The 24,837-nt window shown below is 70.3% G+C and carries 24 protein-coding genes; 12 read left to right on the forward strand and 12 right to left on the reverse strand.

What is annotated here, in order from left to right; translation table 11 throughout:
• Positions 1–205: 205 nt before the first annotated feature.
• Together Dvina_RS17510 and Dvina_RS17515 are read right to left on the reverse strand one after the other, a co-directional pair.
• Positions 206–979 carry an SDR family NAD(P)-dependent oxidoreductase gene (locus Dvina_RS17510; RefSeq protein WP_223103534.1) on the reverse strand — a complete coding sequence of 258 codons (774 nt, stop codon included), beginning with the start codon at positions 977–979 and terminating at the stop codon, positions 206–208.
• A gap of 103 nt (positions 980–1,082) precedes the next feature.
• Positions 1,083–1,658, reverse strand: coding sequence for a TetR/AcrR family transcriptional regulator (locus Dvina_RS17515; RefSeq protein WP_223103535.1), 576 nt, complete (start codon positions 1,656–1,658; stop codon positions 1,083–1,085).
• A 41-nt stretch (positions 1,659–1,699) separates the two neighbouring features.
• Here Dvina_RS17515 and Dvina_RS17520 point away from each other — a divergent pair, with 41 nt between their 5' ends.
• Together Dvina_RS17520 and Dvina_RS17525 are read left to right on the forward strand one after the other, a co-directional pair.
• Positions 1,700–1,960 carry a hypothetical protein gene (locus Dvina_RS17520; protein ID WP_223103536.1) on the forward strand — a complete coding sequence of 87 codons (261 nt, stop codon included), beginning with the start codon at positions 1,700–1,702 and terminating at the stop codon, positions 1,958–1,960.
• Positions 1,961–2,082: 122 nt separating this feature from the next.
• On the forward strand, positions 2,083–2,538 hold the full coding sequence (locus Dvina_RS17525; RefSeq protein ID WP_246656547.1) for a chemotaxis protein CheX: 456 nt from the start codon (positions 2,083–2,085) through the stop codon (positions 2,536–2,538).
• A gap of 288 nt (positions 2,539–2,826) precedes the next feature.
• Here the strand turns inward: Dvina_RS17525 and Dvina_RS17530 are convergent, their stop codons facing one another.
• The 3 genes from Dvina_RS17530 to Dvina_RS17540 all read right to left on the reverse strand — a co-directional run bounded on the left by Dvina_RS17530 (position 2,827) and on the right by Dvina_RS17540 (position 4,653).
• Positions 2,827–3,606 carry a hypothetical protein gene (locus tag Dvina_RS17530; protein ID WP_223103538.1) on the reverse strand — a complete coding sequence of 260 codons (780 nt, stop codon included), beginning with the start codon at positions 3,604–3,606 and terminating at the stop codon, positions 2,827–2,829.
• A gap of 287 nt (positions 3,607–3,893) precedes the next feature.
• Positions 3,894–4,481 (reverse strand): dihydrofolate reductase family protein, encoded by a 588-nt coding sequence (locus Dvina_RS17535; protein WP_223103539.1) that lies wholly within the window; start codon positions 4,479–4,481, stop codon positions 3,894–3,896.
• Position 4,482: 1 nt separating this feature from the next.
• On the reverse strand, positions 4,483–4,653 hold the full coding sequence (locus tag Dvina_RS17540) for a hypothetical protein (RefSeq protein WP_223103540.1): 171 nt from the start codon (positions 4,651–4,653) through the stop codon (positions 4,483–4,485).
• A gap of 233 nt (positions 4,654–4,886) precedes the next feature.
• On the opposite strand from Dvina_RS17540, the gene Dvina_RS17545 reads away from it, so the two are divergent.
• From Dvina_RS17545 to Dvina_RS17570, 6 genes are all read left to right on the forward strand, one after another.
• Complete coding sequence (locus tag Dvina_RS17545; protein WP_223103541.1) at positions 4,887–5,150, forward strand: hypothetical protein; 264 nt, start codon at positions 4,887–4,889, stop codon at positions 5,148–5,150.
• Between the two features lie 460 nt (positions 5,151–5,610).
• Positions 5,611–6,372, forward strand: a complete 762-nt coding sequence (locus tag Dvina_RS17550) for a sigma-70 family RNA polymerase sigma factor (protein ID WP_223103542.1) — start codon at positions 5,611–5,613, stop codon at positions 6,370–6,372.
• Positions 6,373–6,374: 2 nt separating this feature from the next.
• Positions 6,375–8,429, forward strand: coding sequence for a M48 family metalloprotease (locus Dvina_RS17555; RefSeq protein WP_223103543.1), 2,055 nt, complete (start codon positions 6,375–6,377; stop codon positions 8,427–8,429).
• A 412-nt stretch (positions 8,430–8,841) separates the two neighbouring features.
• The gene (locus Dvina_RS17560; protein WP_223103544.1) at positions 8,842–9,699 is read left to right on the forward strand and encodes an MBL fold metallo-hydrolase; all 858 of its coding nucleotides are present in this window, start codon (positions 8,842–8,844) and stop codon (positions 9,697–9,699) included.
• A gap of 2 nt (positions 9,700–9,701) precedes the next feature.
• Entirely contained in the window at positions 9,702–10,214 is a 513-nt protein-coding gene (locus Dvina_RS17565) for a MarR family winged helix-turn-helix transcriptional regulator (RefSeq protein ID WP_246656548.1), read from the forward strand.
• Positions 10,215–10,411: 197 nt separating this feature from the next.
• Positions 10,412–11,977 (forward strand): hypothetical protein, encoded by a 1,566-nt coding sequence (locus Dvina_RS17570; RefSeq protein ID WP_223103545.1) that lies wholly within the window; start codon positions 10,412–10,414, stop codon positions 11,975–11,977.
• 12 nt (positions 11,978–11,989) lie between these two features.
• On the opposite strand, the gene Dvina_RS17575 is transcribed toward Dvina_RS17570, so the two are convergent.
• Both Dvina_RS17575 and Dvina_RS55200 read right to left on the reverse strand, forming a co-directional pair.
• Positions 11,990–12,628, reverse strand: coding sequence for a hypothetical protein (locus Dvina_RS17575; RefSeq protein ID WP_223103546.1), 639 nt, complete (start codon positions 12,626–12,628; stop codon positions 11,990–11,992).
• A 333-nt stretch (positions 12,629–12,961) separates the two neighbouring features.
• Positions 12,962–13,087: a hypothetical protein gene (locus tag Dvina_RS55200; protein ID WP_281428388.1), complete on the reverse strand. Its 126-nt coding sequence runs from the start codon at positions 13,085–13,087 to the stop codon at positions 12,962–12,964.
• A gap of 36 nt (positions 13,088–13,123) precedes the next feature.
• Between Dvina_RS55200 and Dvina_RS17580 the strand changes: the two genes are divergently transcribed.
• Positions 13,124–13,402: an MBL fold metallo-hydrolase gene (locus Dvina_RS17580; RefSeq protein ID WP_223103547.1), complete on the forward strand. Its 279-nt coding sequence runs from the start codon at positions 13,124–13,126 to the stop codon at positions 13,400–13,402.
• A gap of 197 nt (positions 13,403–13,599) precedes the next feature.
• Here the strand turns inward: Dvina_RS17580 and Dvina_RS54295 are convergent, their stop codons facing one another.
• From Dvina_RS54295 to Dvina_RS17600, 3 genes are all read right to left on the reverse strand, one after another.
• On the reverse strand, positions 13,600–14,952 hold the full coding sequence (locus Dvina_RS54295; protein ID WP_246656279.1) for a hypothetical protein: 1,353 nt from the start codon (positions 14,950–14,952) through the stop codon (positions 13,600–13,602).
• A gap of 59 nt (positions 14,953–15,011) precedes the next feature.
• Complete coding sequence (gene uvrA, locus Dvina_RS17595; RefSeq protein WP_246656280.1) at positions 15,012–17,498, reverse strand: excinuclease ABC subunit UvrA; 2,487 nt, start codon at positions 17,496–17,498, stop codon at positions 15,012–15,014.
• 85 nt (positions 17,499–17,583) lie between these two features.
• Complete coding sequence (locus Dvina_RS17600) at positions 17,584–18,105, reverse strand: peptidase associated/transthyretin-like domain-containing protein (protein WP_223103550.1); 522 nt, start codon at positions 18,103–18,105, stop codon at positions 17,584–17,586.
• Positions 18,106–18,414: 309 nt separating this feature from the next.
• Between Dvina_RS17600 and Dvina_RS17605 the strand changes: the two genes are divergently transcribed.
• The 3 genes from Dvina_RS17605 (at position 18,415) to Dvina_RS17615 (ending at position 22,767) form a co-directional block, all read left to right on the forward strand.
• Positions 18,415–21,018 carry a beta propeller repeat protein gene (locus Dvina_RS17605; protein ID WP_246656281.1) on the forward strand — a complete coding sequence of 868 codons (2,604 nt, stop codon included), beginning with the start codon at positions 18,415–18,417 and terminating at the stop codon, positions 21,016–21,018.
• A gap of 515 nt (positions 21,019–21,533) precedes the next feature.
• The gene (locus Dvina_RS17610) at positions 21,534–21,944 is read left to right on the forward strand and encodes an ATP-binding protein (protein ID WP_246656282.1); all 411 of its coding nucleotides are present in this window, start codon (positions 21,534–21,536) and stop codon (positions 21,942–21,944) included.
• Between the two features lie 28 nt (positions 21,945–21,972).
• On the forward strand, positions 21,973–22,767 hold the full coding sequence (locus tag Dvina_RS17615; RefSeq protein WP_223103552.1) for a VOC family protein: 795 nt from the start codon (positions 21,973–21,975) through the stop codon (positions 22,765–22,767).
• Between the two features lie 85 nt (positions 22,768–22,852).
• Here Dvina_RS17615 and Dvina_RS17620 read toward each other — a convergent pair whose 3' ends face one another.
• A complete protein-coding gene (locus Dvina_RS17620) occupies positions 22,853–23,740 on the reverse strand; it encodes an OmpA family protein (protein ID WP_223103553.1) in 888 nt (295 codons plus the stop codon).
• 286 nt (positions 23,741–24,026) lie between these two features.
• Positions 24,027–24,620, reverse strand: a complete 594-nt coding sequence (locus Dvina_RS17625) for a TetR/AcrR family transcriptional regulator (protein WP_246656283.1) — start codon at positions 24,618–24,620, stop codon at positions 24,027–24,029.
• Positions 24,621–24,837: the final 217 nt, after the last annotated feature.

A 24,837-nucleotide genomic window follows, 5' to 3' on the forward strand; every position in this document is an offset into this window, starting at 1 on the left:
CTGTGCGCCATGTCCCCATCGCGCAGCCGGCCGCGTCGGCAGCATGTTCCGCACGCCGTCGCCGTGGGGTCAGGCCGCTGTTCGAGCGGCCCGACCCCAGTACTACCGGGACGTTGCCGGCTATTGCGCGAGCAGCATCGGGGTCTGCGTCGACCGTGGCCGCAGGGCGTGTCCTGGTGGACGCCGGTGGGGCTCGGGGTGGTGGTTAGTTGCGGCCGGCCATGACGCCGCCGTCGACGTCCACGATGGTGCCGGTGATCCAGCTGGCCTCCTCGGACAGCAGGAAGGTGACGGCGTTGGAGATGTCCTCGGCGGTACCGACGCGGTTGAGGGGGTGGAAGGCGGCGAATCCGGCCAGAACGGTGTCGACCTCGGCCGGGGGGATGAAGCCCTCGTAAATCGGGGTGGCGACCACGGCCGGGGAGACCGCATTGACCCGGATCTTGTGTGCGGCCAGTTCCAGAGCGAGGTGCTGGGTCAGGGCGTGCAGGCCGGCCTTGGCCATGGAGTAGGCCGAGGACGGCGTGGCGCCGACGGCCTGCTTGGCCCACATGCTGCCGATGGTGACGATGGCGCCGCCGCGGCCGCCGTTCACGATGTTCTGCGCGACGGTCTGGGTGATCAGGAATGTGGCCTTGTTCAGGTCGGCGTAGCTGTCGTAGTCCGCGGCGGTGTGCTCGAGGAACGGCTTGGGCACGAACACGCCGGCTGCGTTCACCAACAACGTCGCGTCGGCGTGATCGCGGGTCAGTCCCTGCCGTACCCGTTCGGTGGCGGCCGGGTCACGCAGATCGGCGGTGATGCCCCACGCCTGTCCTCGTGCGGCGAGGTCGGTGACGGTCTTGTCGACCCGCTCGGCGCGCGAGCCGATGACGACCGCGCTGCCGCCACCGGCGACGACGTCCGCGGCGATCTGCCGGCCCATGCCGCTGCTACCGCCGACGACGACGAGCTTGCGTCCGGTGAAGTCCTGTGCCATGTTCGTGCTCCTCACGTGACTACCTACTAGTTGGAAGGTTGTTGGGTCATGCGGTAGTGCGCCGCGCGTATGCCACGCGCGGCAGCCTTGAGCGCTGCGTCTTTCAGGCCAGGGCGTCGACCAATGTGGCCGCCACCGAGCGGATCACATCCCGCTCGGGTCCTCCGGCGTCCCGCGGCTGCTGCCCGTGAGCGCGGGCCAGCAGCAGAGCCCCCTCCAGGGCGGCCAGATAGGCCTCCGCCGCCGCGCCGGTCCGAGCCGCCGGCACGCCGGCCTCGGCCAGCACGCCGGCCACCCAGCGCCGCTGATCGTCGAAGAAGCCGTCCGTTGCCTGCCGCACCTCGGCGGGCAGGCTCTCCGCATCCACGGCGAACACGCCACACAGGCAGATGCGGCCACCCTGGGCGAACGTCGCGGCGTACAACCCCGCGTAGTCCACCAGACGCTGCCGCGCACTGCCGGCGCTGTCGTCGACCTCCTGCAGTGCTGCGGCGAACTGCTGCCGATACCGCGCGATCAGCGCCTCGGCCAGCGCGGCCTTCGTCGGGAAGTGGTGGTGGATGCTCGGTTTGGTGATCGCCAGCTCGGCACTGATGTCGGCGTACGAGAAGCCGTTGTAGCCGCGAACCTGCACCAGCGCCTGAGCGCAGTCCAGGATTCGTTCCGCCGTCGTGGTCACGCCAATGTTTCTACCTTCTAGTTGGTAGGCGGTCAAGGTTTGTGGTCGCCATCACCGGCCGGCCGTGTCGTCGTGCGGTTCACCGCCTCGACGGCGATCTCGCGGAACCGCGGCAACGGCGCGACAGCCGGCCTCGGCTGGGCGTGCGGTGGCTGCACGGTCCCGGCGGACAGGGCAAGTCCCGGATCGCTGCGCGGCTCGCCGCCGGCACCGTGGCCGCCGGTTGGAGGGTGATCGCCGCGTTCCACGGCCCCGACGCCGGGACATCCCAGAATGCCACCGAGGCCATCCGCGGACACTGACGCCGCGCAGGTCACCAACGAGGGGAGCCGGGCAGTCACAGCACGCCACCGGCGTCTCATTTGGGGCTGACAGCGGATCAAGATTGATGTTCGACCCTCGACGTGTCCGATGTGGATCGTTGGTGTCCTGGTGGAGCGCGATACCGGACCGGCGAGAGCCGCACCGGCCGAACCGATGCTGTGGCCGGCCCAAGCGCGATCGGTGTCGCCGCCTACCCGGCGAGCTGGATGTGACCGCCAGCGTGTCCATCGTGGGAGGCTGGCAGGGCCACGTCGTGATCCGCACCCGCTACCGCGCGGCCTGTGACCCGACGGCGGCGATGATCGGCGTGAACGCGGCCGCCGTGAAACCCGACGATGTGCTGGACGGGATGGGCGAGATCGCCAACATCGTGACCGGCAACGTCAAGAGCCTGCTGGCGCAGCCGAGCTGGGTCGCACTTCCGCACGTGGTCATCTCACCGACCGGCATCGGCTGGCCGCAGGCGGTGCCGGTCATGATCCTGCCGGTGCTGTTCGGTGACCATCAGGTGCTCATTGAGGTGATCGAGTCGACCGCGACCGCGCAACCGTCATGACTGGCCGGGCTTCCTCCGGTGGCGGACCACCTATCACAGCTACGCGTCTCGACTCCCGACCGCCGTCCACAGTGGATGCTTGATGCGGCCGCCCGGCACGCCTCCCGCTTCGCAGCGCCGCGCCGGCGCACTCTGCCCGGCGTCGGGAACGGGTGGACCTTTCGGGTTTCCGGCCCTTTCCGCCCGGGCCGTGCCCGGGCGGAAAGGGCACCGTGGTGACCACGACACTGTCGGCCGAACGTTCGTGGCGCACCTCGGAGGCATGCTCACGCCAGCGAAGTCTCGAGGTCAGCCCGCGCGGGTCGCTGTGGAGGCGCAAGTGGTCGGCGAGGTCCACCGGTGTGTGATCGAGTCGCTCGCGCCGATACGATCCTCGATGAGGACCACGACGGAACGATTCCGGCCGCGTCCGACAGCACTCGTAGCATGCCACGGCTGCTGATGCGGGCCGACGGCGACGCGCTCGCCGTTGACGTCGAACACGAGATCGGACGCGTAGGGGTTCGGCAGCTGGACACTGCTGCTTGCGGCGCAGCCGTCACGGAACAGCGCCGCAACGATACTGTCCCCGTCCGCCACACCGTTGTCCTGGACGGAGAGCCTCGACTGGCCGGGCACCTTGGCGCCGTCGGAGCCGTCGCAGGAGCTTGGCGGCGACCACCGGTGAATCAAGCCATCCACGACCCGATCAGTCGCCGGGTCGAAGATCTGCAGCTCAACCGTACGGTCGCGTCCACCGGCGGTGGCGGTGTGCCACGGACGCTGCTGCGGATCGACCACGATCGGCTCGCCGTTCACCTCGACAACCATCGCCGCCTGGTACGGGTTGAACAGTTGCACCTCGCTGCCGCCGTCGCAGCGGTCACGGAACCTGGCGGCGACGACTCGATCGCCGCTCTGCATGCCGGCCGTTTCGCCATGTGCCGGCACCACACCGGTCGTCGCCCCAAGCACGGCCGACACGAGGAACGCGGACCCGGTTGCCGCGATGTGTAGCGGTCGCCGGCGAAGGAAGAATCGCATCGTTGCAGCCTGCGCGATCCGACGGCGCTGCACATCATCGCTCACGACAGGCAACCGAAGCGAACAGTCAGTCCGCCTGCTCAGAACCGCACATCGCGAGTTCAAACAGTATTACCCCGAACGTGTCTACAGGCGGTCGTCGAGCCCGGCGCTACGCAGTTCAGGCAGCCGAGCGGGATCAGCGAGCAGCGTCGATGCGGTGCGCGTACCGGATGGATCGATGCCATGGTCCGAGCCTTCCTCGCGTAATCCGTTCGCGGATTCACAACGGGGCGTCGGCCACCCGGATTCCGGCCGCTCGGAGCCTGTCAGTGATCGCGAACCACCGCGGGTTAGACCGGGCGCATGGCGTAGCGATGGATGACCACGCCGCAGTCGTACGCCCGGCTGTCGAGGTGGATCAGCGGACAGTGGCCGGCGAAGATGGCCTCACCCGCGCCGACGGCGGCGGGATTGATGTAGAGCTGCAGTTCGTCGACGAGATGCTCCGCGATCAGCGCTCCGGCGAAGCCGGCCCCACCGAAGCAGATCATGTCCCGGCCGTCCTCGTGCTTGAGCGCGTGGACCGTGTCGGGCAGAGCACCGGGCCGCACGGTGGTGCGGGGCCACCGTGGCTCGATCGGCCGGTTGGTCGCGACGACCTTGCGGACCTCGCCGATGCGGGCGGCGAACGCCCAGTCCGGGTCGTCGCGGTGCTGGTCGGCGGTGCGGGCCCAGTGCTCGAGGTAGCCTTCCTCGGCCATCTTGCGGCTGAGCAGGATGGTGTCGATCGCCTGGAACGTGGCGTTGAAGTCCTGCCGCAGTCGGGCGTCCCAGGTCCAGTCCGGGCCCCAGTTCCACACCTGCCACGGCGTGTCGGCCGCGTGCGCGGACACGAATCCGTCCACGGACATTTGCATCTGCAGGATCAGTCGGCGCATGTCACTCCTGGATGTATTCGGCACTGTGGCGATCGGTGGCGCCGGACGGGGCTGCCTCGGGCAGCGCGAAGCTGTGCAGGAACTTCTCGACGGCGGCGAGGTCGCCGGTGAGGTGCAGATCGCCGGCCAGCACGTTCCCCCGCACCGGCGAGCGGACCAGCCTGATCGCCACGCTCGAGAACGCTCTACGACAGCAACACCACCGGCCGGGGACCCTCGTCGACCTGGCCGACTATCTGCACCACCGTACCGCCGGCATGGCCGGCGGTCTGTCCCACCTAATCGCTGCGCCGCCTGGACGCCATCCTCACCGGCGCCGAGAAATCACCAAGAAGCTCCTCGACGCCGTCGACCTCGACCACGCCGCCCAACCCACACCCGCCGCCCCAACACCACACACCAGACATGGCCGATGACCGGCTCCCGCCTCTGCCCCGCCGGGTCCGGCCGTTAGCCGTCGAGACGGCAGAACGCTATGCCCACCGGCCCGTCGAGGCCAACCACCTGCGTCCCAGCTACCTTCGCCAGCTGCTCACCGCACCGTTGAACTCGCTCGGATCGATCCGACTGGACAAACTCGCCGCGATCAGCGGTCGCGCGACCCCGCCGCCCTCCCGGGAGCCCTTCCCGAACGGCGGCAGCTCCGCCTCGTCGCCGGTCGCGTCGTGACCGGCCGGGTCGTCACCGGTGGGGTTCGTGCTCGTCCGCGTCGTCGGTCGTGCCGGCCTGGCCGGCGGGCGCCGGCTCGGCGAGCTCGGCGCCGTTGTCCGGGCCGGTGACGTCGGGCGGGACCTGGATCGAGGACCAGCAACCGCAGCCGGCCGCCCGCCGCCGTTGGCGGCCACGTCACGCCGTTCGTGCTGCCGGGCGGTCGGGCCAGGTTCGGCTCCGCGCGTGGTGAGTGCGCCGCGATCTGAGAATCCTTCGGCAAAATGCAGCAACAGCGCAGTAAAGAAATCGCGCTACTCGAAGCACTTACCTGATGTACCGCGGAAATGCCGTGGCAGAAACAGGGAGTGGGCATGAGCGACGGTATCGCGATAGCGGTGATCACCCTAGTTGTGAAGTTAGTCGAAGTGTTGATCCGGGCCTGGCCCGAAGGGCATCGAGGCAAGTCGGTTAAGCGACAGTGGTCACGCGGACGAGTGCACTGCGGCTTCTCGCGCCGGGCGCGGTCGGCACAATTGCAGGTCTCGCGTCGAAGCCCCGGAGGCCGAAAGTGAATGAATTTAGCAGCGCCGAATTCGACGACTTCGTGCGGACCTATCGTGCGCGTGTTCTCGCGGATCTCCTCATGTTCTGCGGCAACCAGCAGAACGCCGAGGACGCGGCGCAGGAGGCATTTGTGGCGGCCTACCGCGACGAGGCATGGCGGAGCCTGACCCACCCGCGGGCATGGCTGCGGAAGGTCGCCGTGCGATCCCATCGGGCGGCCACGGAGAAGTGGTGGCACCGGTGGCACCAGCCGGCGTGGCAGCTCGCCGACCTGCCCGCGCCGGCCGGTGTCGACGACGAGGCGGCGGCGGTGCTGGTGCTGCGCACCGTCGGCGTGCTGCCACTGCGCCAGCGGCAGGTGCTGATCATGCACTGCCTGTGGGAGATGCCGTACACGGCCATCGCCGCCGAACTGGGCATCAGCGTCAACACGGTCGGAGTCAACCTCAACAAAGCGCGGGCGCGGCTACGTGACCTGCTCGGGCTCGGCATTACGACCGGGAACCGCGATGACGCGCTCGTCGCCGTGCGCGCGCTCGGCGCCGGGGCGCCGCCGGAGCCGGTACTGGCCGAGCTGGTCGTCGCGGACGCGTGGCTGGCGGCCGCAGTCGAGCAGGACACCGAGACGCTGGAACGGCTGCGAGCCGGCGTGCTGGCCATCGTGGAGCTCCGGTGATCATGGCCGCGCGAGCGCTGCTCGCGCTGGTGCTGCTCGCCGGTGTCTACCTGCTCGCGGCGGTGTCCGCGGTGCTGTGGGTGATCCTTGCGGTGCTGTCGGTGGAGTTGCTGGCGCACAACGAGCAGTTCAACACCCAGCCGGCATTCTTCGCGGCCGCGCTGCTGGTGCCGGTGGGCTTACTGCTCCTGGCAACGATCCGGGCGAGCCGGCCCGCCGGGCGCCGCAAGGACTCCGTTGCCGTGTCCCAGGCCGACGCGCCGCGCCTGTGGGCCGAGGTCGCGGCGCTGGCCGCGGCCGTCGACACCGCACCACCGGATGAGATCCTCCTCGTGCCCGAGGTGAACGCGCTGGTTTCCGACGACAGGTGGCTGCTCGGCCTGCGCCGCGGCCGGCGTCGGCTCTACATCGGCGCGCCGCTGCTGGTGGGACTGCGCCCAGATGAGCTGCAGGCGGTGGTCGCGCACGAACTGGGCCACTTCGCCGGTCGGCACGCCCGGTTCTCGGTGCCGGCGGCGCGCGGCGCCGACGCGTTGCTGGAGGCCCGGGAGGCAATCGCCCGGGCGCGGCGGGACAACGGCCTGATCCGCGGGTACGGCATCTACGTCCAGGGCCCGGTCGCCTGCTACTCCTGGATCGTCAACCGGCTGGTGCTGCCGATCCGCCGCCGGCAGGAGCGAGAGGCCGACCGGGTTGCGGCGTCGGTCGTCGGGCCGGACGCGCTGGCCGACGGGCTGTGCTCACTGTTCGCGCTGGCCGGGTTGTGGGCGTCGTTCCGCGCACGCTTCGTCGAGCCCTACTGCAAGGCGGCCGGCACCATTCCCGACGACCCGTTTCACGCGTTCGCCAGCATGCTTCACGATCCGGACTGCGGCCAGCTGCTCCAGGAGGCACGCGCGCTCGCGGTGGACCAGCCGGCGCTGCCCAACGACACGCATCCGCCGCTGGGTGAACGGGTCGCGGGGCTGCGGCGCCGTCGGCGGTCCGGCGCCGCCAGGGTGCTGTGGGATGCGTCGGTCCCGGCCCTCAGCGAGTCGCTCTTCAGGGCATTAGGTGACGCCATGCGCACGGTCACCGAGCCCCGCCCTGCACCGGGTTGGTTGGGAGCTGTGCCCAGTTTCGACGCTGCCGGGCTATTCGGCCCGGGCCGTGACACGTTCGGCAGCAGTACCGACGGCCCGGACATCGGCCTGTTGCAGTACCGGCGGGTCCCATGGCGGGACTGGCTCGGTGACCTCGCCGCCCACCGGGCCGAGCGGAGCCTCCGCGCGCTGGCCAGGGCCGTCCGCACGCTGGATCCGGGGCCGGTCCGGGCGGCCGGGCTGAACCAAGCGATCGGCTCGAACACGGCCACGACAAACGACGCAGCCGCGCCGTCGCTGCGGACGATCCTCGGCCTGTTCGACGCCGGCAAGGCCGACGACTTGGCCCGGGCCCTCGCCCGCGAGGAATCGGTCCGGGTGAGCACCGTGCAGGCCCGCGCCGGGCTCGCCGCGGCCGTGTCGACGCTCATCGGGCACGCGCTCGTCGCCCGCGGTACCGGCGCCTGTTGGGTGATGGGATGGACGGGGCCAAGCCGGTTCATCGCGGCCGACGTCACCGCCGAGGACATCGCGCACTGGGTGTCGACCGCCGTCGAGAACCCGATCGAGGTCGACCGGCTCCGGTTGCAGATACACAGCCTCGGCATCGACGAGACGACTGTGATGCTGTCCGAGCCACCACGCCGCAAGGGCCGGAAGGTCGACCTGAGCGCGGCGGTGCCGTCGGAAGCCCGCTCGCGCCGCCTTGGGGTGGCGTCGGTAAGTGCCGCGGTCGCTGTCGTCATCGTCGGTGTGGGTGCGTGGCTGCACTTCACCGCAGAGAAGCCGAGCCCGTTCCCGCCCGGCACCCGCTACACAGTGCCGGACCCGCTGAACCCGTGGCCGACCGACCCGCCGTACCGGTGGCCGGTCTCGCCCGCATACCCGGCGCCCGGCGCGCCAGTTCAGCTGTGGCCGACCGGCCTGACCGAGCCCTTGCCGACCGCGCCGTTCGTGCCCGCGCCAACCCGATGACCAGCTCAGCGCTGTGCGGACGTCGCCGTCATCGGCACAGCCGAGGAAGACCCTGCGTCTGTTTCGAACGATCGGTGTCGAGCCGGCGGCGGACAGCAATGAACGACCTGGTGCACGGTGGCGAGGCATGCAGGAATGGCCGCGCTGCCCGCCGGGTCGGCAGGCAGCGCGGCTGCGGTGACGGCTCCGGCCCGGCGGCGTGGCGGACGACGATGTGCTGCTGATCAGACGCGCGGCCACCGGCGACGACGGGCCCTGCGAGCAGCGGCCGCGGGCAAACGGTAGGCGTGGCCCGTGGGCCTGCCGCTCCGCATGTCGAGCCGCTAGTGCGGCGGCCCGAGCGGCAAGGCCCATGAACGCTCTTGTTTCGGATGTTCTTGACTCGGATGTTCTTGGGTCGTACGGTTTTGTCATGGTCATCGCACCCTCCTCGTACTGGACAGGCCGGCTGCCCGAGGCGACCCCACCGGCAGACATGGCGCTGTACCGGGTGCCCACCGGCACATATACGACGCGAGCGGTGTTCGCCGTGACCGGAGGGTCCGTACGGGACAAGCGAGAATTCGCGGCCACCGCGGTGCTCATCGCCCACCCGAAGGGCGACCTGCTCCTCGACGCCGGGTTCGGCGAGCACGTGGCGGAGCACATCAAGATGCTGGCGCGCGTGGAGCGTGCTCCCTACCGGCTCGGCCGGACCGCGGCGCAGCAACTCGATGCGGCCGGCTATGACCGATCTCGGCTTCTGGGCGTGCTCGTCACGCACGTCCATTGGGATCACGTCAGCGGTCTGGACTCCCTGCGGGTGCCGGTGTGGATTAACGAGGCTGAGATCCGCTATGGCGCCGACGACTCGCACGGCGCGGTGTTCCGCGCGGTGTCGCAAGGTTTGGAAATCCGGGAGTACGCCTTCGACGGCCCGGAGTATCTCGGCTTTCCCGCGAGCTTCGACTTCTACGGGGACGGCTCAGTGATCGTGGCCCTCGCCGCGGGACACACCCCGGGTTCCGTCGTCGTGTTCGTCACGCCACCCACCGGGAAGCGGTATGCGTTCATCGGCGACCTCACCTGGCAGATGGACGGCATCTCCCGTGGCGCGCAGCGCCCGTGGTTCATGCGCCGCGTCGCCGATGTCGACGCCAAGACCGTCCGGGCCGGCCTGCAGCAAAGCATCGCCCTCAGCCGCGTGTTGCAGGTCGTTCCGGCCCACGATGTCGCCGCCTACGACAGCATCCCGCTCCTGCCGTCCCGGTTCCCGGGTGTGACACCGTGACCATGCCGGCCTCACCCGCCTCGAGTCGTCCCGATCCGACGATCGACGACGAGGCACCGCAGCGCCCCACTCTGGGACCGGGGCCCGACTCTGAGCTGACGTGGCTGCTCCACCGGGCGGCCCAGCGGATGCATGCACTCGTCGGCGCGGAGGCAGAACGCCAGGGCCTGTCGCTGCGCGACCACATCGTCCTCAGCGCACTGCACAAGACCGCCGATCTCACGCAGGTCGAACTCGGCCAAGCCCTCGGCATGGACAAGACGACGCTTACCGCGGAGATCGACCGGCTCGAGCGCATGGAGCTAGTCACACGGCGCGTCGACCACCGAGACCGGCGGGCCCGCATCGTCGCCATCACCCCGAAGGGCGACGCGGTGCGGGCGGTGATCGCCGCCCGCACCGAAGCTCGTGAGGCCGAGGCGGTCCGGCCCATCCCGGCGGCCGAGGTCGCACAGCTGCGACGGGCTCTCTACCTCATCATCGGCTCGGCCGAAGACCCGGGATCGTGCATATGAGCGCTGCCGAAACGTGGCCGACCGCATCGCCGCCGGCCGCGATCCACACCGCGTTCCGGATGCTGCCCCGCTCCAGGCCGGCCGCGTCGAGGTCTGGCCGTTCGGACGGAGGTGATACGTCGGCTTGCCGACGTATCACCTCCGCGCCGCCGGCCGTCTTCCCCGGCGACGCTGTACCGCATGCCGAGGAGGACGCCATGGACCCGACCCCGCCGCTGACCCCGGAACTTGCGAAACGTATGGGCCGGGAGGCCGACGCCACGTTCGCCACCTGGCCGGAGTTCGAGCAGTTGGTCGCGCTGCTGGCAGCCACCGGCGACGACTACAAACTGCTCCGGATGCTGCACGTCCTGCGTCCGACCGGGCGTCCCGACGACGCCGAGGGGGTTGCCGCCGGCACCGTCAGCCACGGGCTGCGCACCATGCAGCGGCCCCAGGACGACCGCGCGCCGTTCGACGCACCCGCGCCGGCGGCGCCCGATCCGTCGGCCGCCGACGTGCTGCACCGTGCCGGCTTCCAGCCGCCCACCTGGACCGGCCTGCGCGCCGGGGTGCTCGCCGCCGGCCGGGACGAGCTGGAGCGCCTCCGGGCCGCCCTGCGCGGCGGGCTGCCGTCGGCGGCGGCGGACGAGGTGCTGGAGCTCATCGCGGCACGGCTGGACGAGCTCGACTCGCCCGAGGGCAGCCGCATGCTGCACGGCTGCGCCGCGCTGGGCGTGGAGATCCAGGACCTCGGCTCCCTGGCCGTGGAGCTGCTCCCGCCGGACCGGATGGAGCCGCTGCTGCCGGGCCCGATCCGGGCGGTGCCGACGCTGTGCTGCGGCGACAACGACTGGTGGAAGTGCGTCAGCGACAGCCGGAACCTCGAGCTCGTGCTGCGCCACACCGGCCTGCGCGTCGAGCTGCTCGGGGTGTTCGGCGAGATCCTGCCGGTGTACACCGCACTGTTGAAGGCCCCCGCCGGCCAGTACCGCATCGGCGACCGCATCGTGGTGCTGCGCGACGCGGACCGCCGGCAGGCCAAGCCCGCTCTGAGCGGCTGCGCTCAGCTGCAGCTCAACGTGGAGATGCCGCTCGACCTCATCTGCGGCTTCATCGGCGACCTGGACCTGGACGGCCCATGGTTCAAGCAGTACTTCGGCATCAACGAGGCCTTCTGGACGTTCGAGCGCACAAAGCACGAGATGCGCATGTGCCAGGAGGTCGTCGGCCGGATCGACACCCTCACGGCCGACAGCTTCACAAAGATCATCCGCCCCAAGTACCTCACCGACGCCGGCGTGCTGCGCACCGTCAAGGGCTACCTCGCCCTGCTGGCCATGTGCGGGGTGCACATCAGCCGGTTCCCGACCGAGCACCCGGTGAAGGACATGCCCCTGCTGTGCAAGGCCAACCTCGGCGCCCTGGCCGCACAGCTCTCGTCGGCCGAGCTCATCTGGAGCAGCCCCGGCGCGGCGACGGCGATGCTGGGCATCATCCGTGACGCGCTGCCGTCCGACAAAGCCACCTTCGACCGGGAGGCGGCGACGAAGGCCGTCAAGCTCTGCCTGGCCGACCGGGTGCACCCCCTCAGCGGCGTCGCCTACGCGCCGCCGTCGCTGTGCACCGCCGCGAGCCGGCGCTGGCCGGACCCCGCCTGTCCGCGCTTCCAGGTGGTGCTGGAGCTGCGCCGGATGCCGAACCTGCCGTACGACAAGTGGCTGCCGGCAACACTTGCCGCGTTCGACTACTTCGTCGTCGACACGGCCCGCCGCTTCATCTAAATCGGCAGCGACTCAATGACCGAGACCGCCGACGCCCTTGGCGATGACCAGTACCGAGATCACCAGCGCCGACGTGGACTCCACACCCATGAGGATCTTGGCGCGGGGTGAGAGCGGCATGGTGTCGGTCGGGCTGAAGGCCGACGAGTTGCTCAGCGACACGTACAGATAGTCGACGATCGCCGGGACCCAGTCACTGACCTTGCTGGACCCGGCCTGGACCTCATCGACCGTGTCGTGGTCCTCGTCCTGCGGGAACCGGAAGTCCGCGCGCGGGAGCTGCTTGCGGGGCAGCCGGGTGCGGGCGACAGGTCCGCCACGGTCGAGCTCCCAAAACGCGAGTCCGTAGACGATCACGTTGGTGAGCCACACTTGACCGGCGGCGAGGAGCAGCTCGACGGCCCGGTCGTCGCCGGTGGTGACCAGTTGCCGCAGCAGGAGCACCAGCGCGACCGCGTTGGTGGCGGCGATCAGCCCGACCAGGCCCAGCGCGGCGGCGCGTTCCCATCTGTTGTCGCGGGTCATCCGCCGCGGGTTGACCGCGATGAGCACGATCAGCAGGATCATCTCCAGAATTGGGATGATCAGCCGCGGCCCGAGGATCAGCTGTTCGGGCAACAGGGCGTACAGGGCGATCGCGACGCACACCACGATTGCCGATGGGAGCCGCGCTTCACCGCGACGAGCCGTGCCTTGTGCATCCACGGAAGCGGTGTGCCCGGCCGGCCGATCGAGCAAACGTCGGAGACGGTCACGCGGGCGGACGTCAGGACGGGTCACCCGGCGTGGCTCTCCCCGCCCGCATGTGTGCTGCGTTTGGCCGGCCCGCGGGGCGCGGCAGCGCGGGCCGGCCGCACAATCGGCCCGTCGAGCCGCTGGTGTGCGGCGTCGACGAGCCGGATGTGGTCCTGTTCGGAGCAACTGCGCGCCTGCCTCGAGGGGACGCGGTCAGGCCGGGGGTCGCCGCCGGGCCGGGCCGGAAACCTATCGTGGCAGTACCGCCAGGAGCAGGTTTGGGTCGTCGGCCGTGGTGTAGGCCGCGTCGGGAACATAGACGATGTCGCCGCGAACGGCGATGGAGGTGGGGTTGAGATCTGCTTGCGGTTTCATCAGTAACTCTCAGGACACACCCCCGGGTCCGCCATCGTGGACCTGCGTTCCCGCGGTGAGGCGGCGCTGTTCGCCGGCGACCTGCTGCACAGCCCGCTGCAGATCGCCCATCCCGACGTGACCAGCTGCTTCTGCGAAGACCCGGCCCGAGCGGCGGAAAGCCGGCTACGTCTGCTCGCTGACGCCGCGGACCGCGGGGCGCTCGTCCTACCCGCCCACTTCCACCACCGCGGCGCCGCACGCATCACGCGCACCGGCGGCGGCTTCACCGTCAGCGGCTGGGCAGCGCACAGCCCGCAACAGCCGATGCGGTGACCGCCGCGGGCGTCGCCGGCGGCCCACTCCCCGCCGCCGCGGCCGCCTCACGATGGTGCGACAGAGGAGTGGACCTTCGCGCCTCGCAGAGACACCCCAAATGAGGCACGGTCTGAGTGAAGTGCTCGCGTCAGGCCAGGTTCCGGCTGGAGGCGACGGCGTGGCCGAAGCAGATCCGCGGCATCATCTCGTGCGGCTTACCCGCCTCGATCGCGGGCTGCTCGGCTGCGCCGGGACTCAGGAACTCGGTCGTCATCGAGGCGCCGAACCAGCGGCCCTGAGGGTCGGCTGCCGCCCACGCGCGCGCCTTGCCGTTGGTCACGATCGGCGGCTTCGGCACCCCGCGGGTGAGCCCGGCGAAACGCCCGCCGTCGACCCACGGATCCCATCACCCGGTGAACGTGGACTTGTAAATGCACACCCGCCGGCCCGGTCCGCTCAGCGCGAAACCGGCCAGGGCGTCGTGCAACTCCGCCGAGCCCTTCGCGATGCCGTCGATCGCCCATACCTCCTTGAGCGCGGACTGCAGCAGGGTTGCCGAGCTGCTGCCCTGCCAGGGATCGCTGCTGTAGTACATGTCGCCTGCGCCGGCACCCAGCAGCGGGCCGAGATTCGGGACACTGCTGCTGAACCCGGCAGCGACAACGTTCCGCACGTCCGGCCGAACCCCGGTCCCAGAGAGCGTACGGGTACTTGTGGCCGAACGGGTACTCCTCCTGCGGATACAATGCTGGATTGCTGATCGCCATCGGGTGCAGCCAGAGGATCGCGTCGAGCTGCGGGGGCGGGCTGGCGAGCACGCTCTGCGGGATCCACAGACCGATCAGGAACCGTGGCCCGCCGGCGTTCTTGTCGCCTACCTCGCCGTACTGGACGAGCAGGAACTGGCCGCTCGCTTCGGGGTCCACTGTGGAGGTGCTGCTGACGAACCTGGCCCAGCCGGGCCTGCTGGTCTGCTGCGGCGCCAGCAGGGCGGGCTGCGCCAGGTGGAAGCCGGCGACGGCCCGCTGCAAGGAGTGCTGGTACCGGTACCAGCGGCCCGAGCCCTCAGTCAGCATCGCCCGGAAGTTCTCGTCGGCCGGCAGGAACTCGGGGTACTGCGGGCGCTTGTCGGCCGGCACCCCGCGGGCGCGGGCGGCGTCGATGGCCGCGTCGGTCCGGGTACCCGTCCGCGCCGCCTCTTTCACCGCGTACAGCTTGGCCAGGTCTGCGGGCGAGTAGCCGGACTGGCCCTCGGCGTAGAAGACGAGCAGCGCGGCGATCTGCGACTCGTACTGCATCCGGTCGAGCAGCTGAGCACGCATGGCGGCGATCGCGGACTGCAGCTTGTCGGGCGGAGACTGCGTCACGGCCGACCACAGCCGGGCCCGGACGATGTCGTTGGCGCGGCGCAGGATGCCCGGCTCGGGCTCCATCAGGTCGTCGACGTTGATCAGCTGGCGCCACTCCGCTCGGATCGGGAGCGCACCTTGATGATCGTCCGCCCATTGCTGCACCCGATCCCGGACCAGGCGCACGACCTCGCTGTTCAGCTCCTTCGCCAGGTACACGCGGTAGGGCGAGCGGCCGGCAGCACGGTGAACGACCCTCAAGAGATGTGGGGGAGCCGTTACGCTTCGCCGACGTCCGTGGTCGCTGCGAGGCGGCGCGCCAGATGGCGTCCGGTCGCGCTGTCCCCGGCCTCGGCGATCGCGGCGGGAGGGCCGGTCGCGACGACCCGGCCGCCCGCGTCTCCACCGCCCGGGCCGAGGTCGATGACCCAGTCGGCGCAGGCGATGGTGTCCAGGTCGTGCTCGACCAGCACGACGGTGTTGCCGGCGTCGACCAGCCGGTGCAGTTGCCGCAGCAGCAGTGCGATGTCGGCGGGGTGCAGTCCCGCAGTCGGCTCGTCGAGCAGGTAGAGGGCGTGGCCGCGGCGGGCCCGCTGCAACTCGGTGGCGAGTTTGATGCGCTGGGCCTCGCCGCCGCTGAGCTCGGTCGCCGGCTGGCCCAGCCGCAGGTAGCCCAACCCCACCTCCCGGAGCGTCTCGAGGCTCCGCGAGACGGCCGGGACGTCGGCGAGGAACTTGGCGGCGTCGTCGACGGACATCGCCAGCACATCCGCGATGTTCTTGCCGCGGTACGTCACCTCCAGCGTCTCCGCGCGGTACCGCGCCCCATGGCAGGTCGGGCACGGCGCATAGGTACCCGGCAGGAACAGCAGTTCGACCGTGACGAACCCCTCGCCCTGGCAGGTCTCGCACCGCCCCTCCGCGACGTTGAACGAGAACCGGCCGGCCGTGTACCCGCGGGCCCGGGCCTCGTCCGTCGCCGCGTACAGGTGGCGTACCGCGTCGAACATCCCGGTGTAGGTGGCCAGATTGGACCGGGGCGTGCGGCCGATGGGCCGCTGGTCGACCAGGACCAGCCGGTCGAACGCGTCGAGCCCCGCCGCGTCCCGCACGTCGACGTCGAGTGCCGCTTCGTCGGGCTCGTCGCCGGCCAGCCCGAGGTGGCGGCGCACGACCTCGGCGAGCACCTGCGTGACAAGCGTCGACTTACCGGAGCCGGACACCCCGGTCACCGCGGTCAGCACCCGCAGCGGTACATCGACGGACACGCCGTGCAGGTTGTGGCGGGACACGCCGCGCAGGTGCAGCCAGCCCTGGGGCGTACGCGGGCGGTGGTCGAGCGGCTCGGCGCGGCCGAACAGGTACCGGCTGGTGGCGGACGCCTCGACCGGTTCGAGGCCGGGGACCGGACCGCTGTACAGCACGTGTCCGCCGCTCTCACCCGCGCCGGGGCCGATGTCGACCACCCAGTCCGCCCGCCGGACCACGTCCATGTCGTGCTCCACGACGAACAGCGAGTTGCCTGCGGCCTTCAGCCGGTCCAGCACGTCCAGCAGCGGCTCCGCGTCGGCCGGGTGCAGGCCCGCGGAGGGCTCGTCGAGCACGTAGACGACCCCGAACAGCCCCGAACGCAACTGGGTGGCGATGCGCAGGCGCTGCGCCTCGCCGGCCGACAGCGTCGTCGAGCGGCGGCTGAGGCTGAGGTACCCCAGGCCGAGGTCGAGCAGCACCTCGATGCGCGCGACCAGGTCGGCGCAGAGCCGGACCGCGACCTCGGTCGTCTCCCCGGACTGGGCGGTCGGCGTGGCCGCCCCGGCCTCGGACAACCCCGCGACCGGCCGCAGGAGCGCCACGACGGCGGCGAGGGGCATCGCGTTGACCTCGGCGATGGTGCGGCCGGCGAAGGTCACGGCGAGCGCCTCCGCGCGCAGGCCGCTGCCGTGGCACACCGGGCAGGGCACGCTGCGGACGAACCGCATCGCCCGCTCGCGCATCCGGTCACTCTTGGAGTCGGCGAGCACGTGCATGATGTGCCGGCGGGCGCTCCAGAACTTCCCGTAGTAGCCGCTGTCGATGCGGTCAGGTTCGGGCGCGACAAGGACGGACGGCTGCTCGTCGGTATACAGCAGCCAGTTCCGGTCCTTCTTCCTAAGCTTGCGCCACGGTGTGTCGATGTCGATCCCCAGGCCGCTCACGACGCTGCGCAGGTTGGCGCCCTGCCAGGCGCCCGGCCAGGCCGCTATCGCGCCGTCGCGGATGCTCAGCGACGGGTCCGGGACGAGCAGGTCCTCGGCGACGTCGTGCACGACGCCCAGTCCGTGACACCGTGGGCAGGCGCCGGCCGCGGTGTTGGGGGAGAACGCCTCGGCCTCCAACCGAGGCGCATGCGGCGGGTAGGTCCCAGCGCGCGAGTAGAGCATCCGCAGCAGGTTGGACAGTGTGGTGATGGTGCCGACCGTCGACCGCGAACTGGGCGCTCCGCGCCGCTGCTGCAGGGCCACGGCCGGGGGCAGGCCGGTGATCTCCTGCACGTGCGGCGCACTGACCTGCTGCAGCAGCCGGCGGGCGTACGGCGCGACGGACTCGAAATAGCGCCGCTGCGCCTCGGCGTACAGCGTGCCGAAGGCCAGCGAAGACTTACCCGAGCCGGAAACGCCGGTGAAGGCGACCATGGCATCGCGGGGAATGTCGACGTCGACGTTGCGAAGGTTGTGCTCCGCGGCGCCCCGGACCCGCACGAACCGGTCGGTAACGTCGGTTATCACCAGTCTTGCTTACCCTGTTCGGCGGCGCCGAACCAAAGCCACGAACGCTTCACCACCGCGGTGTCGGTTCGGCGGTGGCCCTCGATCAGCGCAGGCCGTTGTCGATCCGCATGGTGATCGTGGTGTACTGCCCCGCGGTCACCGTGACCGGCAGGTTGGTCGGCCGGCGGGCCGGGCCGCCGCTGATGAGCACCGGGCGCAGCAGGTAGCTGCCGGCCGGTACGGCGACCGTGAAGTGGCCTTCGGCGTCGGTGTCGACGGTGGCGACAGCGGCCTGTGTGGTCGTGTTGAGCACGCTGAGCCGGGCCTGGACGGGTTTGGGCAGGCACGGCGGGTCGGCTCGGTCGACCGGGCACGCGACCATGACCGTCTGCCCGGCGATTCCGGTGCCGGTGGGCACGCTGCGCGACGGCTCCGGCGGGGCCGGCTTCGTTGTCGGCGCGGCGGCCGGAGACTGCGGGTTCGACGGGCCGGCCGATGGCGGCGGGCCGGGAGAGATCGTCCGGGTTGACGCCGGCGCCGCGGTGCCCGGCGCATCGGCCGCGCAGGCACTCGGCGCGGCGGCGAGCAGCGCCACGGTCAGCACGGTGAACAGTCGGCGAGGCATGACAATGAGACGCTACCGCCGATCGCACGGTTCCGCCCCTGGTTGCGGGGCGGCCGGCAGCGCTGCGGACGCCGCAAACGCTCAGTGGCACGTGACGCTGTTCAGTTTTGGTGCTGGACAACCCTTTCCTTCACCCTGCATCCGTCCCGGTGGGATCTGCACGCTTTGATGTCGGCGGGTCAAGGGATGAACGATCAGCGGTGCATGCGCCGGCGATCCCCTTGACCGGCGCCTCGGCTCTGGAGGGAGCGGGCCTTGCCGCCTGCACTGCCGCCGACACGGCATAAACGTGTCCTCATCGTCGCGGGGTTGTCCGCGATCGCGCTCACGGTGGCCGGCGCACCCGCCGGCGCCGCACCGGGCAAGCCGCGTCCGGCGCGCGCCGGCGACCTGACCGCCACGGCACACCGCAATGCAAAAGGCGCCTCGACGTTCTCGGCCAAGGCCGCCGGGGAAGACGACGACGAAGAAGGCTCCAGCGATATCATGGAGCAGGCCGACCAGTGGAACGAGGCCCGCAGCGCACCGGGCGTCGTCGCGCCCGGCGCCTACTCGGCCGCCTGGTCCCAGCTGCAGTCCCTGCCGCACACCGGCGGGCGCTGGGTCGACGAGACCAAGGTGCCGTACAACGCCGATGATCCGCGCTACCGCGACATCAACTCCAACTCCTCCGGCGGCGCGGGCAACGTGACGGGCCGGATCACCGGCCTGGCCGCCGACGACCACGGCTACGTCTACGCCGGTGCGGCCAACGGCGGCGTGTGGCGCTCCTCGACCGGTGGCGGCAACTGGCAGCCGATCTCCGACAAGCTGTCCTCTCCGGCCACCGGTGACCTGCGCCTCGACGGCAAGGGCCGGCTCTGGTACGCCACCGGCGAGGCCAACACCAGCGCGACCAGCTTCGTCGGCGCCGGTGTGTTCGTGCTCGGCGACCCGCGCCACGGCGAGTTCAGCGCGAGCGGCCGGGTGGGCGGCACCGAGTTGGAGAGCACCACGATCCGGGCGCTGCGCTTCGGCGGTGACAAGGTCTGGGCGGCGACGAGCCGCGGTGTGTGGACGCACTCGACCACCACCCTGTCCGGGCCCTGGAAGCTCGAGTTCGCGCCCAACCCGGACTACCTGCCGGGCGGGTCGCTCGCCGGTGACGCCAGCGCGCCGTACAAGAACATCGCCAATGACATCGCGATCGACCCGAAGGACCCGAACAAGGTCATTCTGGCCATCGGCTGGCGCAGCGGCGACGACTACAACGGCTTCTACACCAAGGTCGGCGGCTCCTGGCAGCGCACCGCGCCGGCCGGGCTGCCCAGCGAGCCCGACGACGTCGGCGCCGTGACCTTCGCGGCCTCGGCGGACGGGTCGAAGTACTACGCCATCGAGCAGTCCCCGGAGCAGCTCAACACCAACCCGGACAGCGCCCTGGGCGGCATCTACACCTCGGACTCCGGCTCGCCGGCCGGCCCGTGGAAGCTCGTGGCGGACTACCACAAGCTGGCCGCGTCGGGCTCGGCGCTCACCGACGACGGGTACATGCCGGGCATCCAGAGCTGGTACAACCAGTTCCTGCAGGTCGACCCGAAGGACCCCAAGCACGTGTACATGGGTCTTGAGGAGGTCTTCGAGACCAGGGACGCCGGCGCGACCTGGACCACGCCCGGCCCGTACTGGAACTTCCCGTTCCCGTGCTGGAGCATCGACCCGTCGAAGCAGACCGGCGACTGCCACCAGACCCCGCACTCCGACCAGCACGCCGTCACCATCGGCAGCAAAGACGGCAAGCCGTACGTGGTCGTGGGCAACGACGGCGGCGCGTACCGCCGGCCCGTCAACGGCAAGGCCGACGCGTCCGGCCACGGCACCGACTGGGCGTCGCTCAACGACGGCAGCATGGACGTGCTGCAGTACTACTCCGTCGGCGTCGGCCTGGACAGGCAGGGCCGCAACGTGGGTGTGGCGGTCAGCGGCGGCCTGCAGGACAACGGCCAGTCGATCCTGCGCCCCGGCGACCGGGTGATGGGCTCGAACTTCGGCGGCGACGGCGGTGACACCATCGTCGACCCGGCCAACGGGTGCAATATCGCGGCCGAGTACGTGTATCTGGCGCTGTCGGTGACGAACAACTGCGCGGTCAATGACGGCTCCTGGACCACGGACCCGTCGAAGGTCTCCAGCCGCAACGTCGCCCCGCCCGACAATGCCCTCGGCTCGGCCGGCGCCCGGTTCATCGCGCCGATCGCGGCCAGCGGCAACGATTGGGTCGCCGGCGGCACCCATGTGTGGATCCAGCACAAGGGTTTCAACATCCAGTCGGGCGCTGACTGGATCAACGTGTTCGACCTCGGGGCGGGGCATGTCGCCACCGGCGTGTCGATCTCCGGCGGCATGGTGTATGTCGGCTGGTGCGGCCCGTGCAACAACCAGGGCTTCACCCGGGGCATTGCGGTTGGCAAGGCCGACGGGACCGGCTGGCACCAGCTGGACCTGCCCGCCAACGGTGTGATCCCGAACCGGTACGTCTCCGGCTTCGACGTCGACCCGGCCAACCCCAACCACGTGTTCGTGGCCATGAACGGCTACTCCCGCAAGTGGACCGAGGGCCCGGGTGCCGGCGTCGGGCACGTCTTCGAGTCCCGCGACGCGGGCGCGCACTGGACCGACATCTCCGCGAACCTGCCGGACATCCCGGCCAACGCGGTGAAGGTCATCTGGGGCGGCGGCCTTGTGGTCGGCACCGACCTCGGCGTGCTGTACCGGGCGCCAGGCCAGACGGGCTGGAAGGTGCTCGGCCGCAACCTGCCGACGACGACGACGATGCAGCTGCGCACCGGCCTGTTCGGGCTGCGGCTGTACGCGGCCACCCACGGGCGGGGCATCCAGTCCTACGACCTGTGGCAACTGCTGCTCCTCGGCTAGTCCCGCGGCACATCCCACCGGTGGCCCGGAAGCTTCGGCTCCGGGCCACCGGCCTTTCTCGGAACGGATTCGGCCGCCTGGCCGGCGTCGCCGACGTCCGGTTCGCTCCGGTGTCGGAACACAGTCACCGTGATGCACAGTGACGACTCCGCGACCTGGACCGCATCCGTTTGCCCTGCGCCCATCAACCTCCACGTTACGAGGGGAACCACAGGTCGCCTCTGAGAGGCCAGAAGGTCTGTGACAGGGATGCCGGAGCGGAAGTGGTCGGTTTCTGGGCCGTGGTCGGGGCGGGCTGGTGTGCGGCTGCGGTGCGCCGGTGGGGTGCGTGCTCGGCGGGCGGGAGGAGGTGCGGATCTCGTCAGGCTGGCCGGGTCGGGCGCCTCGATCCGTTCGGTACGACCTTGCCGGATTTATTCGTTGTGTAGACATCGGTGTGGCTGGGTACCCCGCGACGCGTGACGCAGTTGCGCTCGGCGCCGCCATCTTCATCGGCGTCGGAGGTACGACGGTGGGTGCTGGACGATCTGGGGAGGATGCAGGGGCTGCGCGACGAGGTGCTCGCGGAGCTGCACCGGCATCAGCTCATTACGAGTGACGGTTTTGACGACCGTGCCGATCGGGTCTTGCTGGTCGTCACGGAATTGGCGTCCAACGCCTTGTTGCATGGGCTGCCGCCGAGCATCGTGCGGCTGCTCGTGGCTGACGACTGCTTCGTGCTCGACATCGCCGATCATGACCTGGCCGCGATTCCGCAGTTGCGTGACGTCGAGCCGCTCGGGTCCGGCGGGCGTGGTTTGTTCCTGGCCCGGCAGATGGCTCTTGATGTCGGCTGGTATGCGACAGCGACTGCCAAACATATCTGGGCCTCGTTCCCGCACACGCCGGTCGAAGCTCATCGGAGGACCGTGCCAGCCGACGAGTAGGCCGGTCGCGGCGGGTGTGCTATTGCGGATGGGCCCGCCGGGGCGTCCCGCAACTCTGCGCCGTGCCGTCGACGTCATGCAGCAGCACGCTGGCGACCCGATCACGATCATCGTGATCGCCGCGGCGGCGGAGTCACCCCGAGCGTTGCGGCGGGCATTAGCCGCCACCATAGGACGACCCCCAACGGCCTGCCTGCGTGGCGTCCGCCTGGAACACGCCCATCGCGAGCCGCAGGCCGCTGATCCAACCGCCGGCGCGACGGTCGCCACGGTCGCTGCCGTCGATAGTGGACTGGTGGCTGTGCCTCGTCAGCAGTTCAACGTGAACCTCGACCCGGCGCTGGTGCGCCGGATCAAGCATCACGCCGTGGACGTGCAGCTGTCGCTGTCCGACCTCGTCGCCCGCGTCCTGCAGCAGCATCTCGACAAGGAGTCCGCCATGACCGAAGACCAGCCGGCCCTGATCCTGCAGCCCATGGTGCACGTCGAGGACATGCCGGCGTCGGTGGCGTTCTACGAGGCACTCGGTGCGACAGTCGAGCACGGCAGCCGCGACGGCGACTTCGTCATGCTGCGCATCGGCGCCGGCCGTGTCGGGCTGCTGGCCCACCCGCCGAACCCCGAGCAGCACGAAGGTCAAGTCGAACTGAACTTCGAGACCACCGAGCCGCTCGAGACCGTCGAGGCCCGGCTGCGCGCCGCCGCCGCCGTCACCATCGCCCAGCCGACCACCGACGAGGGATTCGGCCGGCAACTGCAGGTCACCACCCCCGACGGTCTCCTCATCAAAATCAACGAGCTCGATCGGGAGCTGTACACGTGAACACGCCTGCCCGCCTCCGGCCCCTACCGCGACGGCGACCGGGGTCGCTGCCGGTGCGACCGGCCCGGCCCGGGTGTCGGGGTGGTCAGCTCTTCGGCAGCCGGACGACGATCTCGACACGGCGGTTGAAGGCTCGGCCCTTGACGCTGACGCTGCCGTCCGGGTTGGTCTCCTCGACCAGTGGGCGGGTGCTGCCGAGGCCGACGGCGCTGACGGCGGTCGCTTTGACGCCGTGTGTGGTCAGGTAGTGCTGCACCGTGGTGGCACGGCTCGCGGACAGCGTCTGGTTGCCCGACGCGGTGCCGGTGGAGTCGGTATGGCCACGGACCTGGATGACCCCGTCGGACAGCTTGGCGTTGATCACGCTGATCGTCTTGGCAATCTGGTCGGGGTCGGTCAGTGCGGCGCTTCCCGTGGCGAACAGGTTGTCGCTGTTGAAGATCATCACGAAGACCCGCTCGTCGGTTCCGGCGGCGCGCGCGAAGATCATCTCACCGGAGATGCCCTCCAGGTCGATGTTCACACCGGGCAGGCGGTAGAGGGAGTCCTTGACGAGCCGGGTGCCTTCTTCGGGCTCGTGCGCGGTCGTGATGGTGCACGGAATCCGCAGGGTCAGGCCGCCGCCGAAGTCCTGGGCGCCGCACAGTGGATCGGGTGTGCGGTCGTCGTTGTAGTCGTCCAGGCCGGGCTGCTGGCCCGGAGCGAGCGATCCGGCATCGTCCGGCGGGGCGGGGCTGGGAGCCGTTGTGGTGCCGCTGTCTGCGCTGGGTGAGGAGGCGGCTGCAGCGGCGTGGCCGTCAGCCTGCGGGCCACGGGTGCATGCGGTCAGTACGACGAGCAGGGCGACGGTGAGGGGCAGGAGTCGGCGCACGGTGGGCTCTCCGTTCGACGGGGTGCAGACATGTCGGTACAACACGGTGGTCGGTAAGGACGACCGGCAGACCGGGTCAAGCCGGTTGCGGGTGGGCGGCAAGGGCGGTGACGAGCATGATGGCCGCGATCGGGCCGCGAACCTCGGGGCCCTCGCCCATGACCCGTGCGGTGTCGGTAGCGGCCGGCCGGAACTGCCGCATCTTGCGATCGCCGGGAACGGCGGCGAGAACCGCGTGGTCCGCATCCGGGTCATCGCGACCGCCGCGGCGGCGGTCGCGACGGGCGGCGCGGCCGACTGGCGGGGCGATGTCCTGGCCCTGGATCAGCGCGTCGATGGGGGCCCCGCGCTCCGTGAAGCCGGCATTGTGCTGCCGAGGGCCGGCCAGTCATGTCGTATCCTCCGCCGGTGCCATGGCCGGCGCGGCTTGGACGACGGCGGAGACGACCGCCTCGATCTGCGGATAAGGATCGAAGGCGGGATCGGGCATGGCGAGCTGATGCAGGACGATGCCGGTCCAGTGGTTCATGATCGCTGGCGCGTGCCGCTCCGGGTCGGGTGAGCCGGCGATGCGGAACCAGGTGGTGGCCCACGTGTTGACCCAGGCGCCGGTAGCCGCAAGCTGGGCTCGCAAGGACGGCTGCACTCCGGCCTCGACGAGGATCGCGTATCGCGCCATGGTGAGCGCCCGGTGCGCTCCGGTGGCTCCGACGGCGAAGTCGGCGAGGACACGGGCGAGCTGCTGTGGCGTCCGCGGTGCGCTGCGCATGGCCAGTGCCTCCCAATTCTGCCGCTCGCGTTCGGCGAATCGCTCGACCACTGCGTCGAGCAGGGCCGCGCGGGTGCGGAAATGGTTGGACGCCGAGCCCGCCGGCAGGCCGGCCGCCGCATCGAGCGTCCGGTGCGTCAATCCATGCATGCCTTGGGTGCCGACCACCTCGATGGCGGCATCCAGCAGTTGTTCGCGTCGTCCCAACGTCACGAGCGTACACTACCATGGTAGTGCTTTTAACTACGATAGTTGTATCGAGACTGGGTTGAGCCGGAGGATGCGACGGTGGGCAGCCAGCGTGGGGGAATCAGGGCCGTCCCGGCACGGACATCGCCGCCCATCACCACGGTGAACCTGGCGACGACGTGATCGCCTGTGTGGCTATGGCGCAATTGACGTAAAGACGCCAGGCGGCCACCGTGGCCGC

Origin of the sequence: Dactylosporangium vinaceum (assembly GCF_019904175.1) — a bacterium.
Lineage (GTDB): Bacteria > Actinomycetota > Actinomycetes > Mycobacteriales > Micromonosporaceae > Dactylosporangium > Dactylosporangium vinaceum.

Coding starts and splice junctions, on each gene's coding strand:
- Dvina_RS17570 (WP_223103545.1), top strand. CDS start 10,412: ATGGACCCGACCCCGCCGCTGACCCCGGAACTTGCGAAACGTATGGGC.
- Dvina_RS55200 (WP_281428388.1), bottom strand. CDS start 13,087: ATGAAACCGCAAGCAGATCTCAACCCCACCTCCATCGCCGTTCGCGGC.
- Dvina_RS17600 (WP_223103550.1), bottom strand. CDS start 18,105: ATGCCTCGCCGACTGTTCACCGTGCTGACCGTGGCGCTGCTCGCCGCC.
- Dvina_RS17535 (WP_223103539.1), bottom strand. CDS start 4,481: ATGCGCCGACTGATCCTGCAGATGCAAATGTCCGTGGACGGATTCGTG.
- Dvina_RS17615 (WP_223103552.1), top strand. CDS start 21,973: ATGGGCCCGCCGGGGCGTCCCGCAACTCTGCGCCGTGCCGTCGACGTC.
- Dvina_RS17565 (WP_246656548.1), top strand. CDS start 9,702: ATGCCGGCCTCACCCGCCTCGAGTCGTCCCGATCCGACGATCGACGAC.
- Dvina_RS17545 (WP_223103541.1), top strand. CDS start 4,887: ATGGCCGATGACCGGCTCCCGCCTCTGCCCCGCCGGGTCCGGCCGTTA.
- Dvina_RS17510 (WP_223103534.1), bottom strand. CDS start 979: ATGGCACAGGACTTCACCGGACGCAAGCTCGTCGTCGTCGGCGGTAGC.
- Dvina_RS17555 (WP_223103543.1), top strand. CDS start 6,375: ATGGCCGCGCGAGCGCTGCTCGCGCTGGTGCTGCTCGCCGGTGTCTAC.
- Dvina_RS17560 (WP_223103544.1), top strand. CDS start 8,842: ATGGTCATCGCACCCTCCTCGTACTGGACAGGCCGGCTGCCCGAGGCG.